Source organism: Mycobacterium sp. 852002-40037_SCH5390672, assembly GCF_001665875.1.
Classification (GTDB): Bacteria; Actinomycetota; Actinomycetes; order Mycobacteriales; family Mycobacteriaceae; genus Mycobacterium.
Genome location: NZ_LZTA01000072.1, coordinates 1 through 14,128, shown reverse-complemented (window position 1 = coordinate 14,128; position 14,128 = coordinate 1). Strand labels below are relative to the sequence as shown.

Genomic DNA, 14,128 nt, shown 5'->3' with positions numbered 1-14,128 from the left:
CCACGGAACCAGCTCGCGATCGTCCGCGTCTGAACAATTAGGCGCCCCGTTCGCTCTCCCTCGGGGCGCCCCTCATGCGGACACGCCTGGGCGTACCGGTGGTGTACGGCGTCCGGCCCGTGCTGAAATGCTCCTGCTATGAAGATCACCACCGCGCAGAAGCTTCTCAGGATCGAGGAGCAAATCACTGCGGCACAGAATGGTAACCCCGCCGACTTCGACACGTGGAGGGCCACCGCCGAGGTCGTGTTGCGGTTCGCGGTTGGCGATGGCGATCAGCTTGTCACCGATTTTCGTGATATCAACTACGGGCTTTCCGTGTGGACGGAGCGGACTCCACCAGGAGCATTCGCAGAGGCTCAACGAGATGGTGTTCGGGAAGGTATTGCCATCCTGAAGGCCGCAAAGACGAAGGTGGAAATCCTTGACGACCAGGAGACCACCGAGGAAAGGATGGGCGGCATCAGCGTAGAGCGATCGGAGATCTTCATAGTCCACGGCCGCGACGACGGCCAGAAAGAGGCAGTCGCCCGCCTGGTGCAAGGCCTCACCAAACGTGAACCTGTCATCCTCCATGAACAGGCCAGTGGTAGCGACACGGTCATCGAGAAACTCGAAAGAATCGGCGGCACCGCCGCTTTCGCGATCGTGATCGCCACCGGCGACGATGTCGGCCGATTGAAGGAAGCGGACCACGACCAGGATCGTCCGCGAGCCCGGCAGAACGTCATCCTCGAACTCGGTTATTTCTTCGGGCTTCTCGGGCGCCGAAGCGTTCTGCTCCTGTTCGAGCACGGTATTGACCGACCGACAGACACTGACGGCATCATGCGCATCGAACTCGACGCGGGCAGGGGGTGGCGGATCGGACTCGCCAACGAACTCGAAAACGCCGGGTTCGACGTCGACCGAACCGCGCTTCGCTGATCCTTGTCCGGGCAGTGGAGCATTCGCAAAACTGTGACGCTTATGAGGTGGAATGCAGTGCTGCGACAACTTGTCAAAGTTGCGATCACCGCAGGTTGGCGATTGCGAGCCGTGCGGATGGCTGCGCTTGCTGCGATCCTTGCGCTGGGGGCTGTACTCGTAAGCCGCTACCTCCATGTCCAGTCCAGCGTATTGGCGAACTGGTTTTCCGCCGTCGGCACGATCTTCGCCGCGTCAACAGCACTGCACATTGCCACCCGAGATCGACAACGACGCGACCAGGAAAGCGCGGAAAAAGCGCTAGCGCAGGCACGTCTCGTGCAGATTGATTGGTCGGCCGCAGGTGCTACCGGTAACCAACATCTCCGCGCCCGAGTCAACATTACGAATTTGAGCCGCGAAGCGGTCATGTTGGTCGTTTTGGTTGACGTTGAGGTCGCTACACGTGGCGCCGGAAAATTCCGGCTGGCTGATCCGATTCCAAAACGGGTTCTCCGCTACGTACCTCGGTTCGATCAGCCTGGCGGCATGGATGCCCACTTTCTTATCGGACTTAAGAACGAGACCGGCGAAACGTGGGTACCGCACATCACTGAACACAAGCCAATGCGCGTCGAGATCACGATTGAATGCATCGATGCCAACGCAATACGTTGGGTCTTGTCGAACGAGCACGATCCGAAGAGGCATCGACCAATCGAGGGTCCAGCATTGCACTCACGACTGTGGCGTCGTCACTCCTCTCGACGCGGCTAGTTACCCTGCGAAGTGTTGTCGACGGGCATACTTCCGGAACCTGTTGCGACCGTGGTGATCTTGGCGTTGAACAGCAGGTCGTTCTCGATAAGCTGCGAGCTATGGCCGGTCAATGGCAGGGCCTCAGTGCCCGCACCACAACCGGCTTGATGGTGGTAAGCGTCTCCGCAGCCATATTTTTCCCAGACCGTGTTGGACCGATTCCGCCGCGCGGGAAGCGATCTCGACGCTAAATTTCTTCTCCTGAGCAATACAAAGGAGCGGGACTGAATGCGGTCAATCATTGCTGTCGTGAACGTTGTAATAGGCTACTCGACCATTGCCCTTGCCGCGCCGCCCACTGCCACGGCTGACGAATGCCCGACAGGCTTCTACTGGTCCAAAGCTCACGGTGTCTGCGTGGAGAGGCCAGACAATAACCCAGTTGGCGCGGTGGCACTGTGCGGAGACGGAAAGTATTCGCATAGTGAATCGCGCGGCGGTACATGCTCCGGAAATGGTGGCGTCAGTCAGTGGTGCCCTTGCGGTTCCGCTGGGACAGCAAGGTGGCTCAAAAGGGTTGAGGAATAAAGTGAGACATCTTCCCTGGGTAGTTTCGGTGGCATTGTTTTTGGCTGGATGTGGGTCTGACCAGCAGGCTTCGTTCTCGTCGCATCCAAACGTGCCTGCGGCGGCCTCGCCCACGGGGCCACTTCCGCCCGCTAACCTGGCGCAGCTTTGCGATGGACTGACATGGCCGCGGCCGATCCCGGCCGTCGTGGGAGTGGAAGTCGGCGATGCAATTTCACTTATCTGCTGGGATGACGTTAGGGCGATCGCGCCGGATGGTCACGACCCGCTGAACCATCCGAACGATGGGGACAAGGGCGTCGTATATCCGATCACCGATATTTCGCCGGTGCCGGGAACCATGGTTGGGCGCAAAGATGTGATCACGGCCCATGTTGTTCCCGAACCTCTACCCGCCGCTCAACCGGCTTTCTTCCCCTGTGGCTGGGTCACCAACGACGAGGCAGCCGGGCTTTTGGGCGGCTTGCCAACGACCGCATTACCGACCGGAGACGAGCCTGGCTCCGCTACTCCTTTTTGCTCCTACCACAATGACTCTCACTTGGTCACGTCCGAACTACAGCTGCCTCCCGACTTCCCTGTGGACGCGCGAACCGAGCAAGACATGGACGCCGCGAGCGGGCATATGAGCGAGTTGAGTGGCCTTCCCGGCCGAGCGACGTGCAGCGAGTCGGAGAACGAACAGCACAAGAAGTCGACAAGGTTGTTGGTACTTCTGAGCGGCAATCGGCTCTATCAGGCGATGGGCATTGAGGGCGCATCATGCGACACGCTCAAGCAATTCGCCCAAGCAGCAATTCCTCGCATCGGCAACATTAATTGACGCGGTACGCGATAGGCAGAACGAGGTCGTTGACGCGCGAGGTTTGCATGCAATCCACAGATTTGTCGCCGATGTATGGTGCCGCTATGTATGGCGACCGAATCGGACGACCGCCCTTCCAGCGATCGCCGTGCACTCGCGAATGACGTAGCACGCTTCGCTGCCACCGAAAGGGCGCTTGCAGGAACCTCAACATGACATCAAAATTCAGATGCTCCCCGGCCGTAACATGACCCGTGTAGGCGTCGGGTGAAGAAGTCTCGTTCGACCGGCAGAGGCGGCTTGAGGGATTGGGCAACATCCGACGTTGCCGGATAGTTCATCTATGCACATGTCACCACGGGCTGGAAGGCACAGGTCGTTGAGGACACGGGTCGCGGAGTTACTTCGTCCGAACGTTTCGATCGAGCATTCGCCCACCGATCGAACCGGCGTCACCAGCGCAGAGTTGGCGGGCGCGATCGCACTCGAAGAATACAAAGCGGCTCGCTCTGAGATCCAGGATCGCGTCAAGAACGAGTTCGTCCTCGTCACTGCAAGTGCGACGTTGACGGGTGCTGCGGCAACCCTGTTGGGTCAGTCCTCCACCCCGAAGCTCGCCCTATTCTGCGGACTCCCACTTCTGTCGTTTGTTCTGGCGTTCCTTCATTTCGCGCAGGAGTCGTCGATCGCGGTAGCGGCAGCGTACGTGAACCAACGGGTGGCTCCACGCCTGCGCTCGCTGAGTGGAGCAGTCTCTACCGACTTGGTTCTTACCTGGGAAGATTTCCGCGCGCAGCGGTTGTACCGGGGATCGGTCGTTCCGCGGTTCCTGGTAGCCATTGGGACAAGCACTCCGGCAATGCCGGGCATTATCTTGACCGTCGTCCTGACGTGTCTGCCATTGTGGAGAAGTTTTCGAGCCGAATTTCATGGGTTGGAATTGACGTTCTTAGGGATCGATTGGCTCTGCTTGCTGGCGCTGGGTGTCTTGATGCGTTGGAACAAAGCTCTGTTTGACGCCATCACCGAGAACCCTCAAGGTGAATAAAGGCTGCGACCACCTTCTTGGCCGTCCCTTGTTCGGACTGAATAGTCTCCAACCGGTGATCGGCTTAAGATCGCCGGATGGGATCGAACGGATTGCAGGTCGTTCTGGACCAGTTAGGTGCCATGGCGGGACGATGGCAGGGATTGAGCGCCCAACTCACGGCGACCACGCCACCGTCGCCAGGGCAACCATTTCAACCCACGACCGCCGCCGTCAGCAGCATTCACGCGATGATCACTACGGATGCGGCAACGTTCGCAACCCGGACTCAGGAGACTGCCACCCAAGTGACCAATGCCGCCGCAGGCTACGGCAACCAAGAGGCTACGTCCGCCGACGAAATGGCTGACGTACCAAAGGTGACCGTGGTTTAGATGGCCGCCACCACCCTCTCACAAATCCGAGCATGGAGCACCCAGCATCTAACCGACGCTGCCGGCTATTGGAGCAAGACGGCCGACCAATGGGACGATGCCTTTCTTCAGATGCGTAACCAGTCCCACTCCATCGCGTGGAAAGGCGCCGGGGGTGATGCGTTGCGGCAACGCACCACATCCGATCTATCCACCGTCAGTAGTAGAGCTGACCAGCTCCGGCAGGCAGCCGGGATAGCACGCAACGGCGCGAGCGACATCAGCGCAGCCCAGCGAAGTGTGTTGAACGCCGTCTCGGACGCCGAGAATGCGGGATTCGATGTCGGAGAAGACCTGTCAGTCTCTTACACCGACCATGGCGGCACACCGGCACAGCAGGCCGCTCTCCAAGCGCAAGCAGAAACGATGGCTAGTGAAATCTGGTCTCGCGCGAAACAACTCGACGGAACCGAAGTCAAGGTCGCGGGTCAACTCACCGCCGCCACGACCGGTCTGGGGAACGCCACTTTTGCACACAACGGCAAAGGCAGCGGTATCCGACTCGTGGACAACACCCAAGGCGGCGACTCTAACGGTGGCATTCCGCAACTGCCGCGTCACGATCCGCCCGCCGGCAGGTGGGACGGACCGCCGCCGCCCGGCTGGCATCCCGGCACCGGCTACTGGACGCTGGACCCAGATCACCCAGCGGACAGCCCTAACGGGTTGCCAGACCCCTCGCTGTATCAATCGGGTCCGCCCTGCGTGCGCCCGGATCTGCTGACCGGAGGATCGACCGGCGTGACGTCAATCGGTGGCGGATCGGACAATCCGCAGAAGGCGAAGGCCTGGGGAATAGATCTCCAGGGCACATCAAAGGTGCGGGTCAGTGGTACTGAATTCAACGGCATCACTAAGGCGGTTCAGATCAACGGCCGCTGGTATCAGGCGCAATGGCAGGAATACCAGTACGAACTCAACACCATTCCGGTCGTTCAAGGGGTCGGAGGACCGTTCGGCGATTTGACAATGCCAGACATGAGCCAAGCCCACACATGGAAGCCGGTCACCCTGGGACAACTCATGCAAACGTCTACCGTCTATCCCGAAGCGACCATCCACCTACCCGACCTCAACGGCGGCAGCATCGACATCAAGAACGGCTGGTGGGCCGGCGGCCTACCCTCCACGGGCATCCCAACACCTCCAGTGATGACCCGTGGCAACTAGGCGCACCATTGTCACCGCGGCGGCCGCTGCCGTGCTGGTCTTGGCCATAGCCGGGGTTTCGGTGTGGCTGTATCTGAGGCCAAGTCCGAACTCGGATTGCACCACCGTCAATGACATGCTCAAGTACTCGAGATCCGAGAGCGCGCGAATGCGCGATCTCATCCCCACCAGCATCGACGACCCGCAGAAACTAGTGGACGCGTACCAAACTCGCGAAACCCGCCTGCGACAGTACGCCGACCAGATCCACGATCCTGGTTTGCGTGAAAAGGCCTATGCTCTAGTGAATCTCGATGACAAGATGCTCGCCGTGTGGCACCAGACGATTCCGGGACAGTCACAGAACGGATCGGACGACAGCTCAGCAGCAAGTCAGAACTTCCAGCGCGCCTACACCGACTACGCCGCACAGAGCCAAAAAGCCGGCCAAGCACTGCAAGCGGCATGCCCCGCATGATGACCGCGATTCTCGCATTGGTCGCGATGGTGGCCTTGATGGCTCTGTTCACCATCTTTTTCTACTGCTATTGCCGCTGGATCCGAGACCGTCGAATCGACCTGTACACCGACCCAGAATGGACGTCGGTCACCGGACCGGCGTCACCGCGCCCCTTGATTTATCCCAACACCATCATGGGCGAACGTGGAGAATACGACGACGACCACGTCCGCTATCGACCGGAAGACTGAGCATCTCGCACCACTAGGACTCGGATCCATCGGGGTGCAAGTTGTGAACTTTCTGCGCCCACCGGGGGCCTCCCAGATATGGATCCGTGAATAAGATCGGTGCCCGTGATGAAAGAGGTGACCCACGGCAGCAAGGGCATTCCGCTGGAAAGTTACGAGTTGACCCGCGAGGATCATCGACGTCAGAAGCAGTGTGAGGACACCCATGAGGCTGTCGAGCGGATGTTCAAAGAGAACCCGCCCCCACCGCTGAGCGACCACCAAACGGCCCGCCTGCGTGAACTTCTACAACCCCAACCCGATTACGAGATCATGCGTTGGCGTGTTCGGCTCTACTGCGGCCACGTCGTCGAGACAAGTCGTCATTGCGAAAATGACAAGCCGACTAACCATGGCTCAGTGTCGATGCGCTGTCCGCAGTGCGCAATGGACCCGGCGCATATCGTGGCCTACGAACCCATAGGGCTTCGCGGGGAGCCGTCACAGCCGGTCAAGCAGCCCAAGCAGCCGTCAAAAGCCACACTGCAACGCCGGCTCAAGAAACTGGAGGCGGAAGCGGAAGAGCTGCGGCAGCAGCTGAGACGCTACGGTGCGTGACGCTGCCGACCGCTTGATCTAAACGATCCGCACCGTCCATCGCGCGGCCGTCGAGGTGGCCATCGCCCACTGGAGGCGCGGAAGATGACGAGCATGATTCAGCGCAGCCACGCTCGTCTCATATTTGTTGCCTTGGATTCCGCAGAAGCCGCCAGTGGCGGCTCAAATTCGCTACAGGAATTTTCACAGTTTTCTATCTGCGTACCCGCGGCAGCCGTCTATTGTTGCTTTTGGAGAACACTTCAGGGGGTCTACTGTGAGTTCACCGTTTGGCGACACGCCGCTCTACCCCGACCCCGGTCGATATCGCGTCACGCTAGAGCAACTTGACCACATCGCAGGGTTTAACCAGCGTCGAAAAGATCTGCTTAAACATCTGGATGTCTTCACTACGGCCGTCAGGCGGGTGGTGCCCATATGCGCAATGTGGATATCGGGCAGTTTCCTTACCGATAAAGCGGCTCCGGGCGACGTTGACGTAGTCTTGTTGTTGGACGAGGATCAGTTAATTCAGCTCACTGACTTAGGGGCGAGGAGGCTGGTAACTCCCCTTGGGCTGCGGTCCCTCGTAGGAACGCTTGGTTTGGAGCTTGACGTGTACATCCTGGCCTGGCGGGCGCGGCCAGACACGGCTCCCGGACCAGCTGATGAGGGGTATTTGCACGCACGCGGATACTGGGACGACTTCTGGGCCAGGCAGAGGACCGTCGCAAAGGGTGCCGCGCCCACCAGAGCTTGTGCGCTACCGCGAAGGGGATATGTGGAGGTGATCCTCGATGACTACTCGTGAACCGGGTGACGAGCAGCTAGAACCGGAAGACGAGCAGCTAGCTAAGTTGCTCTCCGAGTTGTCTGTGGCCTCGAGTGCGGAGTACCCCGACTGGAAAGATGGTTCTGACCTGTCGCGTCTGCACATCGAGGCGTTCGCTCGCAGCCGATCCGCCCCGTTGGCCTATCGGGTTCGGGTGCTACGCCCTACCACAGCACTCTCGACGTTGCGCGACGCTACAACTCAGATTAAAGACATCGCCGTCGAGTTAGCGAACAGGTCTCCACTCGTTAGTCGAGCACGAGCTGCCCGACTGAGGAAGATGTAACGTCACTACCCGCGGCTAGCTGCAGGCGGTGGGCTTCCAGGGTCGCGTGGAACCTGTGGTGCGGCGGTGCCGCACGTCACTTCTCAGCGCCTCATTCCCGCACCCGGATCAATGCCGGGCGGGTCAGATGAGTCACTACTCACTAATCCCTATAAGCATGCCAGCGAGCAAGTAACTACCCTTTGTGCGTGCCCAGGCAGCTAAGCTGCGCTGCGATGATCACTGCCGCCATCCTCCGTACCGCCCGCGCTCGATTAGCGCCGTCAACGGAATGACCAACGCCGGGCGGCCCAACGTGGATGCGCGCATCAACGATGCGGAGAACCGATTGCGGCAGGCGGAAGCGGAGCGCTCTGGTGGTCATTGATTAACGACCTGGGCTTCGCGTTCCGCGAACAGCCCTTGCTGCTCTTGCCGCTGACCTCGTGTTGATGGTCCGGGAAACCGGTTAGTACCAAGCACTGCGTCGGTCGTCCATCACGCGGGCTGCGGTCCACCGCTTGCCGTCTGGTGGGCTGAGTCTGAGGACACCAGGTCGAATGACGACGGGGGTGCCGTAGCCTGGGAAATTCCATATTGACTCGGCCGGTTCGACGACCTGCCACTGCTTATCGGGTTGCGCAATCAGTTGTGGATTCGCAGCACGGGCGTCCCAGCAAGTCACTATCGCTTTGGTCAACTCTCCGACCAGGGTGGCAACCGACTCACATAGGCCCTCGAGAACATCCTCACTGGCCGACATGATGAAGGCGTCGTAGAACGGTGTCTTCGGCGGGCGCGCACCGAAGACCAGTGACTGCAGTTCGCTCCACCGTGGCTGTCTGTAGAACAGCCGGGCTAGCCGGTTGGCGGTGGTCATGGCGATAATTTTCTTGCCGCCAGCGCGATGGGTCATGCCATTTCGGGTGTCGCGCATCCAGGGAAGCCAGTCGTCAGGTCCGAATGTATGCCAATTCAACACCGGGTCCATGAGAGCATCCTGCGCCGCCCGTCCGGGCGTGCCCAGCGGTTGCAGCCGGATCTTCGTTGATTGCTTGGTGACGCCTTCGGCAAGATCCTCCACGTCACCCCAGTCGACTCTGACGACCTCCATACCAAAGCCGCCGACGACGATCATCGTTGCGGACAACCGGTCGAGCGCCTGGCCGAGGTGGTAGAAGCAGGATTCAGCGGACTGCGTGATGTTGAGGTGCCGGCGCCTCCCCTGGGCGTCCAGCGGGAACGGAATCCGGCCTTCGCTGTGCGCCTTCTTCGCCGCTTCGGTGTCCGCAACGGTCATTTGGCGGTGATTTCGAGCCCCGAACGATGCCGAGATCAACGCCTCCGAGACTCCGTGGACTGATTGAATCAGGTAGTCGGACAACAGCGTCCGCATCTTCCAGTTGGCAAGGTAGCCGGACCACCAACTAAATCCGCCGGCCTGGTCGTCCAGCTCACCGACAAGCTGGACGAAAAATGAGTCGAGCGGGTCCGTCGCCACAGAGACGCGCCGCTCGTAATCCTCAGCATCGGCTGGAAGCACGCCGCGATGCTACGGGCATCGACGCGATGCCGTCGAACGAATTTCTGGCCCTCGCACCGCGAGCACGGCGAAGCGGGATAGGCGTCAATGGATTCCGTAGTAGGCGCGAACCAAATCGCCCACTAACTTGCCGCCCTCCCTGACGGCTTCCTCTCCCACCATCTTCAAGCTCCCAAGCGCCGCCTTGCCGAGGAACTGCCGGACGCGACTCCCCGGCTGCCCCGGCGGGGTTTCCCGGTCGGCCTCATAACCCTTGATCGCATCTTCGAGTTCGGCAATTTCGTTGGGCTCCAGTCCCGCATCGGCCACAGCTCGGACCAAGCCATCGAGATCACCATCATGGACACCAGCAAGCTGAACACCATTCGAGCTATCGACGGCCACAGCATTTCCATGGCCATAGATATAGGTGACGACGTTATTAACCATTGCCGGATCGGCGGGCGCCGCTCCTGGCTCCCCGGCGTCTGGCAGGGCCTTCTCAACGTCCAATGCCTTGGGACCTGGGCCATGACGACGGTGCCCGGAGTCGATGAAGTGGACCAGCACGACGACTGCAACCGCGGCCACCGACCGCGCGCACCTACCCGGCTAACCACGCCGCGCCCGACGCCCTCCCCGCCCTCGCAACCGCGCCGTCCCACCCCGGCAAACCATCTGTCATTACACTAATCCGATTTTTTGTAACGGCTCAGGCGCGCCGACCCGCGTAACCCCTCTCGCGCGCCAATGGCCGGAAACTTCCATAGGTCAGGTCCGGTAATCGTTACCTGTTTGACGTGCGGAAATAGGCGGGCTTGGGTGCGCACTGGAACGTATCCGGCTGCTTCAAGTCGGGCGTGAGTGCGGGCGACACGGAGCATGCCGCCGCGCTTGCGCACCGCCAGCAAACATTTCTGTGCGGAGAAGGCGAACGGTCTGATGTGCTGCGTTCAGCTACTGCCGTCGATCTTTCGGTCCAGCTCGGCAATCGCGTGGTCGATGCCTCCGGCCGCGATCAATCGGGTCCTGGCGGCCTCGGCGGCGATGGCGGCGAGCACGCCACGCCACCGGGGTCCGAGGTCTTCGCCGACGAGTAGAGATGACGCTTTGGCAAGCGCGTGGTGGCCGACGGCCCAGACAAACTCGTCGTCCTTGCCGATTGAGTCGAGGAAACAGCGGATGAATCCGCAGGCGATCCGGTTCGCCTCCTTGGTCTCCTCGGGGGTGTAGCGGTCGTGGGGTTGGCCGCCTGTCTCGTGCACGGCGAAGGAATCTTGCATAATCACGCGCCTTTCGGATCGGGCGCCGCGGCCAGCTTGAAGTCCTCGGCCCAAGATAGTCGGGGATCGTAAGCCTCTTCGTCGTTGTCCTGGAGGACGATGCCGGGGTTCTTCCGGAGCGCGATCTGCCGGTTCCGCTCTGCTTCATCTACATGCGATGTGACACCGGCCTTCGATTCGCTGGCTGGGGTGATCCCGAGTTCCGATTCGGTGCGCCGCAATTCGGTTGCCAAATGCCGGATTTCAGTGAGGGCGTGGTGAGCGCGCTTCCGGCCGTGACTGCCCTCAATCATGTACCCATCGACGCGGACCTGAGCCAGAGATGCAGCGAGCATGTCCGTCATTTCACAGTATCGCTGCACTGTCTGCCAATGACGTTGTGGCACAATCCAATGCAGCGACCAAATCCTGGTCCAGGCCCCCTTGCCGGCGTCAGCCAGGCCCGGCGGTGGTTCGGGCACAAGCCGCGGTTCCGGTGGGACCGTAGGCAGCGCCCGAATACGATGTGCGGGTCGATGTCCCATGGCGTTACCCCCTGTCGTTTTCTCACGTTTGTTCGGTCTGTGCCCTACCTAGGCCTCCGGGGAGCGACCGGACGAGGGATAGGCAGCTCCCCGGAGGCACTTAGTTACCCTCTCGCGCAGGGCCCTTCCTTGACCTTTGGCGAGCGAGGCGGCGGCTCCCGTACCCAGGGAGTCGCGCGCCTCCGCTGCGGGTACGAGAGTGCCAGTCCGACGCGGCTCCGGCGAAGATCAGACCATTGCCGCGCTCGGAGATTTGGGGATGTGCTGTCATCTGCTCGGTGGAATTTAGGTGTTGTTTCGTGCTTTTCGTGCGGTGACCGCTATCCACGGCGTCCGTACCCGTTGGGCGCGGCTTCGGTCGCGAACCTGCGGCCGCCAGTTCACACCAGGGCGAGAGGATGCCCACGAGGTGTACGGCCGGTCGGCGTGGGCGCGTTCAGCTATGACACGAAGAATATGGCGGTAGGTGTCACCCTCGCGCTTCTTCCGTTCCAAAATTTCCAGCGCCCGCTGAGGGTCGCGGATGGGCTGCCGCGCCAGCTCCAGCTGCTTCTGGCGCACTGTCGGGGGTACGGGGGCGTACGGCAGTGCCCGCAGCTCGGCCAACTTCTGGTCCGCCTCGGCGCCGGGATCGGACGGCCCGCTACGCAGCTCGGCCAGCATCTCCCGGTCGATGGCCTCACGCTCGGCCAAAAGACGATTACCTTCTGAGTTCAGCCAGTCAATCCGCGATGCCTCCTCCGGCGTAAATCCCCGAGACTCAAAGTTTTTGGCTCGGGCGATCGCCATCATCTCGGCATGCACCCGCGCGCTCACCTCAGTCAATTGCCGCCATCGGTCAACCCGTTCATGTCGATCACTCATGCCGGTGCCCCAAACTTCGTACGCTGCATAAAAAACTCTCCCGATAACGCGAGCTCGGTGGTAGCCGCGGCCATCACCGACTCAGCCCGCTCCACAGGCGTGGTGCAGCTGGGGCAGAAAGTCTCGGCGATGACGCCTTCGCGGAGCACACTGATCCACCCATCGGCGTGGGCGCTGTGCGGATTCCGAAGCCTCTTGCCACACCGGTGGCACCTTTGAACTTTGTTGGCCATCTCACTCACTCCATTCCAAACTCGTGAACGCCCCATCTCCGCTCCTACGTGGCTAGGCGTCGTCGACGCGCTCGACGACGCCTAGCTCTAAGTAACTCGCCGCTTGTTGCGCCGAAAGCCAGGGTATTTCGGGGCCGCCGGCACTGTGGTACCGCAGCTCGCCATCTTGGCCTCTGACTATGACCAGAGCCGCGGAATCGCTGACTCGATAGGACATTTCACGAAACCGCCTTCCTGTGATAGTTCTCGATCTCCGACAGCGGCACGAGCCAACGGTCTCCGACTTTGCGGCCACGCATCGTGCCGAGCCGCAGATACTTTCGGACAGTGTCCTGTTCGACGCCGATCAATTTCGCCACCGTCTTCGGATCGAATTCATTCCGAAAGATTAACGCGCGCAGAGTTTCTACATCCAAATTCGTCACGTGCGGCGCGACACCGGGTGCCAGGGCCGTATGCAGATCCACGAGCCGCGCGCTGATCACCCGACTACGCCCACCCAATTCGGTATCTACAAACGCGAGCACACCGCAGAGTTCAGCGACGACCTCGGGGCTAAGCACCGTGACGCCAGGCAGGTGCCGTACTCCTGTCGGCGTCATACGGCGGCTTCCGCCGCGTCCCGGAGCGCCCAGCGCAAGTTCTCCAGCCGACAGTTGTCGAAGTTGCCGTCGATGTGCTGCGCGTAATGGTCAGGCGTGGGTGCTGGGCTGCGAAATGTTGCCAAAACCACCGCGGCCAAATCGAAGTGCTGAGGAGTGTTGCTGCGATACAACTTGATGCGCCACCTGTCGCTCTCGCGTCGGCGCATTGGGACCAGGATGCCGCCGGGCACAATGCGCGTCCGCTCCACGCCGTTGGGGCAGGCGCGCACTTGCCGCGGCAGGCCCCGGTGCCGCCCAAGGTTGCTGATTTCGTAGTGCGACTCGTAGCCGCAGACCGGCAACCAGACCTCGGTATCGTCCGCGGCCATGGACAGGAAGGTCATGCTGCTCGCCGCCTGCGCCATCGTTGGTTGGGCGATAACCACTCGTGCACGCGGCCCCCAACAACGCCGTGGACGGCGCCCTCGGGCAACGTGGCGGCCCAGTCCGAGCATGCCTGGAAGACCGGGCACGACAAGCACAATGCGATGGCGCGCTCGGTCATGCCGGGATCGTCAGGGGCAGACCATAGCTCGGGGTCGCCGACGCACAACCCGGCGCTCAAATCCGGCTGGGCTTGTACATCCGCCATCAGATCGGCGGCGGTGGTCATGAGGTGGTCTCCCTGGCCACCAATGGTTCGGAGAAGTCGCGACCGCGGCTGGGGTCGGGTGGTGAGGAATTCGAGTTCTGCAAATTTCTCACCACATTGTGTTGACCACTCCGCGCGGCGTCGGCCACGCGGGACACACAAGGGACCCTTCTGACCCTTCCGTCGGGGAGGCTGCACCAAGTCCCGGCCGGGGCCGAGCAGTGCATGCACGGGATGTCGAGCGCATCGGTCTGGATGTAGGCCTCCCAGATCGCTACCGGCCGCCTCATCGGGGCACCCCCCATCCTGCGTGCCCGACCCCGTGCCCCTCCTTTAAAGGAGGGGGGCACGGGGGCACGGGAGCTTGAGCTGGGGTTTTGGTGAGGGCACGGCGCGTGCCCCCCTCCTTTAAAG

Annotated in this window: 18 protein-coding genes; 10 read left to right on the top strand and 8 right to left on the bottom strand. The window is 61.2% G+C overall.

The genetic code is table 11. The annotated features are described in order from the left end of the window. Positions 1 to 138: 138 nt before the first annotated feature. The 10 genes from A5782_RS12640 to A5782_RS12600 all read left to right on the top strand — a co-directional run bounded on the left by A5782_RS12640 (position 139) and on the right by A5782_RS12600 (position 6,976). Entirely contained in the window at positions 139 to 927 is a 789-nt protein-coding gene (locus A5782_RS12640) for a TIR domain-containing protein (RefSeq protein ID WP_067100012.1), read from the top strand. 57 nt (positions 928 to 984) lie between these two features. Then, positions 985 to 1,683, top strand: coding sequence for a hypothetical protein (locus tag A5782_RS26175; protein ID WP_156623911.1), 699 nt, complete (start codon positions 985 to 987; stop codon positions 1,681 to 1,683). Between the two features lie 270 nt (positions 1,684 to 1,953). Beyond that, complete coding sequence (locus tag A5782_RS27270) at positions 1,954 to 2,253, top strand: DUF3761 domain-containing protein (RefSeq protein WP_082942903.1); 300 nt, start codon at positions 1,954 to 1,956, stop codon at positions 2,251 to 2,253. 187 nt (positions 2,254 to 2,440) lie between these two features. After that, positions 2,441 to 3,076, top strand: a complete 636-nt coding sequence (locus A5782_RS12630) for a hypothetical protein (protein WP_067100008.1) — start codon at positions 2,441 to 2,443, stop codon at positions 3,074 to 3,076. A 361-nt stretch (positions 3,077 to 3,437) separates the two neighbouring features. Continuing rightward, positions 3,438 to 4,106, top strand: a complete 669-nt coding sequence (locus A5782_RS12625; protein WP_156623910.1) for a hypothetical protein — start codon at positions 3,438 to 3,440, stop codon at positions 4,104 to 4,106. Positions 4,107 to 4,183: 77 nt separating this feature from the next. Further along, a complete protein-coding gene (locus A5782_RS12620; RefSeq protein ID WP_067100004.1) occupies positions 4,184 to 4,480 on the top strand; it encodes a hypothetical protein in 297 nt (98 codons plus the stop codon). Continuing rightward, positions 4,481 to 5,689 (top strand): hypothetical protein, encoded by a 1,209-nt coding sequence (locus A5782_RS26815; RefSeq protein WP_231986671.1) that lies wholly within the window; start codon positions 4,481 to 4,483, stop codon positions 5,687 to 5,689. It begins immediately after the preceding gene. Positions 5,690 to 5,720: 31 nt separating this feature from the next. Continuing rightward, a complete protein-coding gene (locus A5782_RS12610) occupies positions 5,721 to 6,146 on the top strand; it encodes a hypothetical protein (protein WP_067100087.1) in 426 nt (141 codons plus the stop codon). Next, positions 6,146 to 6,379, top strand: a complete 234-nt coding sequence (locus tag A5782_RS12605) for a hypothetical protein (RefSeq protein WP_156623909.1) — start codon at positions 6,146 to 6,148, stop codon at positions 6,377 to 6,379. Before A5782_RS12610 ends, A5782_RS12605 begins: the two co-directional genes overlap by 1 nt. Before the next feature lie 105 nt (positions 6,380 to 6,484). Further along, positions 6,485 to 6,976, top strand: coding sequence for a hypothetical protein (locus tag A5782_RS12600; RefSeq protein WP_156623908.1), 492 nt, complete (start codon positions 6,485 to 6,487; stop codon positions 6,974 to 6,976). 1,545 nt (positions 6,977 to 8,521) lie between these two features. Here the strand turns inward: A5782_RS12600 and A5782_RS12590 are convergent. The 8 genes from A5782_RS12590 to A5782_RS12555 form a co-directional block, all read right to left on the bottom strand. Then, positions 8,522 to 9,595, bottom strand: a complete 1,074-nt coding sequence (locus tag A5782_RS12590; RefSeq protein WP_067099997.1) for a hypothetical protein — start codon at positions 9,593 to 9,595, stop codon at positions 8,522 to 8,524. 84 nt (positions 9,596 to 9,679) lie between these two features. Next, a complete protein-coding gene (locus tag A5782_RS12585) occupies positions 9,680 to 10,165 on the bottom strand; it encodes a hypothetical protein (protein WP_156623907.1) in 486 nt (161 codons plus the stop codon). Between the two features lie 362 nt (positions 10,166 to 10,527). Then, positions 10,528 to 10,857: a hypothetical protein gene (locus A5782_RS12580; RefSeq protein WP_067099993.1), complete on the bottom strand. Its 330-nt coding sequence runs from the start codon at positions 10,855 to 10,857 to the stop codon at positions 10,528 to 10,530. A gap of 2 nt (positions 10,858 to 10,859) precedes the next feature. Further along, a complete protein-coding gene (locus A5782_RS12575; protein ID WP_082942901.1) occupies positions 10,860 to 11,381 on the bottom strand; it encodes a P27 family phage terminase small subunit in 522 nt (173 codons plus the stop codon). 285 nt (positions 11,382 to 11,666) lie between these two features. After that, positions 11,667 to 12,185 carry a hypothetical protein gene (locus tag A5782_RS12570; protein ID WP_156623906.1) on the bottom strand — a complete coding sequence of 173 codons (519 nt, stop codon included), beginning with the start codon at positions 12,183 to 12,185 and terminating at the stop codon, positions 11,667 to 11,669. A gap of 511 nt (positions 12,186 to 12,696) precedes the next feature. Next, positions 12,697 to 13,080, bottom strand: a complete 384-nt coding sequence (locus A5782_RS12565) for a helix-turn-helix domain-containing protein (protein WP_156623905.1) — start codon at positions 13,078 to 13,080, stop codon at positions 12,697 to 12,699. Further along, entirely contained in the window at positions 13,077 to 13,487 is a 411-nt protein-coding gene (locus A5782_RS12560; protein WP_067099983.1) for an NUMOD4 domain-containing protein, read from the bottom strand. Before A5782_RS12560 ends, A5782_RS12565 begins: the two co-directional genes overlap by 4 nt. Beyond that, positions 13,463 to 13,735, bottom strand: a complete 273-nt coding sequence (locus A5782_RS12555) for a WhiB family transcriptional regulator (protein WP_067099980.1) — start codon at positions 13,733 to 13,735, stop codon at positions 13,463 to 13,465. Before A5782_RS12555 ends, A5782_RS12560 begins: the two co-directional genes overlap by 25 nt. Positions 13,736 to 14,128 lie beyond the last annotated feature (393 nt).

Coding starts and splice junctions, on each gene's coding strand:
- A5782_RS12640 (WP_067100012.1), top strand. CDS start 139: ATGAAGATCACCACCGCGCAGAAGCTTCTCAGGATCGAGGAGCAAATC.
- A5782_RS27270 (WP_082942903.1), top strand. CDS start 1,954: ATGCGGTCAATCATTGCTGTCGTGAACGTTGTAATAGGCTACTCGACC.
- A5782_RS12620 (WP_067100004.1), top strand. CDS start 4,184: ATGGGATCGAACGGATTGCAGGTCGTTCTGGACCAGTTAGGTGCCATG.
- A5782_RS26815 (WP_231986671.1), top strand. CDS start 4,481: ATGGCCGCCACCACCCTCTCACAAATCCGAGCATGGAGCACCCAGCAT.
- A5782_RS12605 (WP_156623909.1), top strand. CDS start 6,146: ATGACCGCGATTCTCGCATTGGTCGCGATGGTGGCCTTGATGGCTCTG.
- A5782_RS12580 (WP_067099993.1), bottom strand. CDS start 10,857: ATGCAAGATTCCTTCGCCGTGCACGAGACAGGCGGCCAACCCCACGAC.
- A5782_RS12575 (WP_082942901.1), bottom strand. CDS start 11,381: ATGGGACATCGACCCGCACATCGTATTCGGGCGCTGCCTACGGTCCCA.
- A5782_RS12565 (WP_156623905.1), bottom strand. CDS start 13,080: ATGACGCCGACAGGAGTACGGCACCTGCCTGGCGTCACGGTGCTTAGC.
- A5782_RS12560 (WP_067099983.1), bottom strand. CDS start 13,487: ATGGCGCAGGCGGCGAGCAGCATGACCTTCCTGTCCATGGCCGCGGAC.
- A5782_RS12555 (WP_067099980.1), bottom strand. CDS start 13,735: ATGACCACCGCCGCCGATCTGATGGCGGATGTACAAGCCCAGCCGGAT.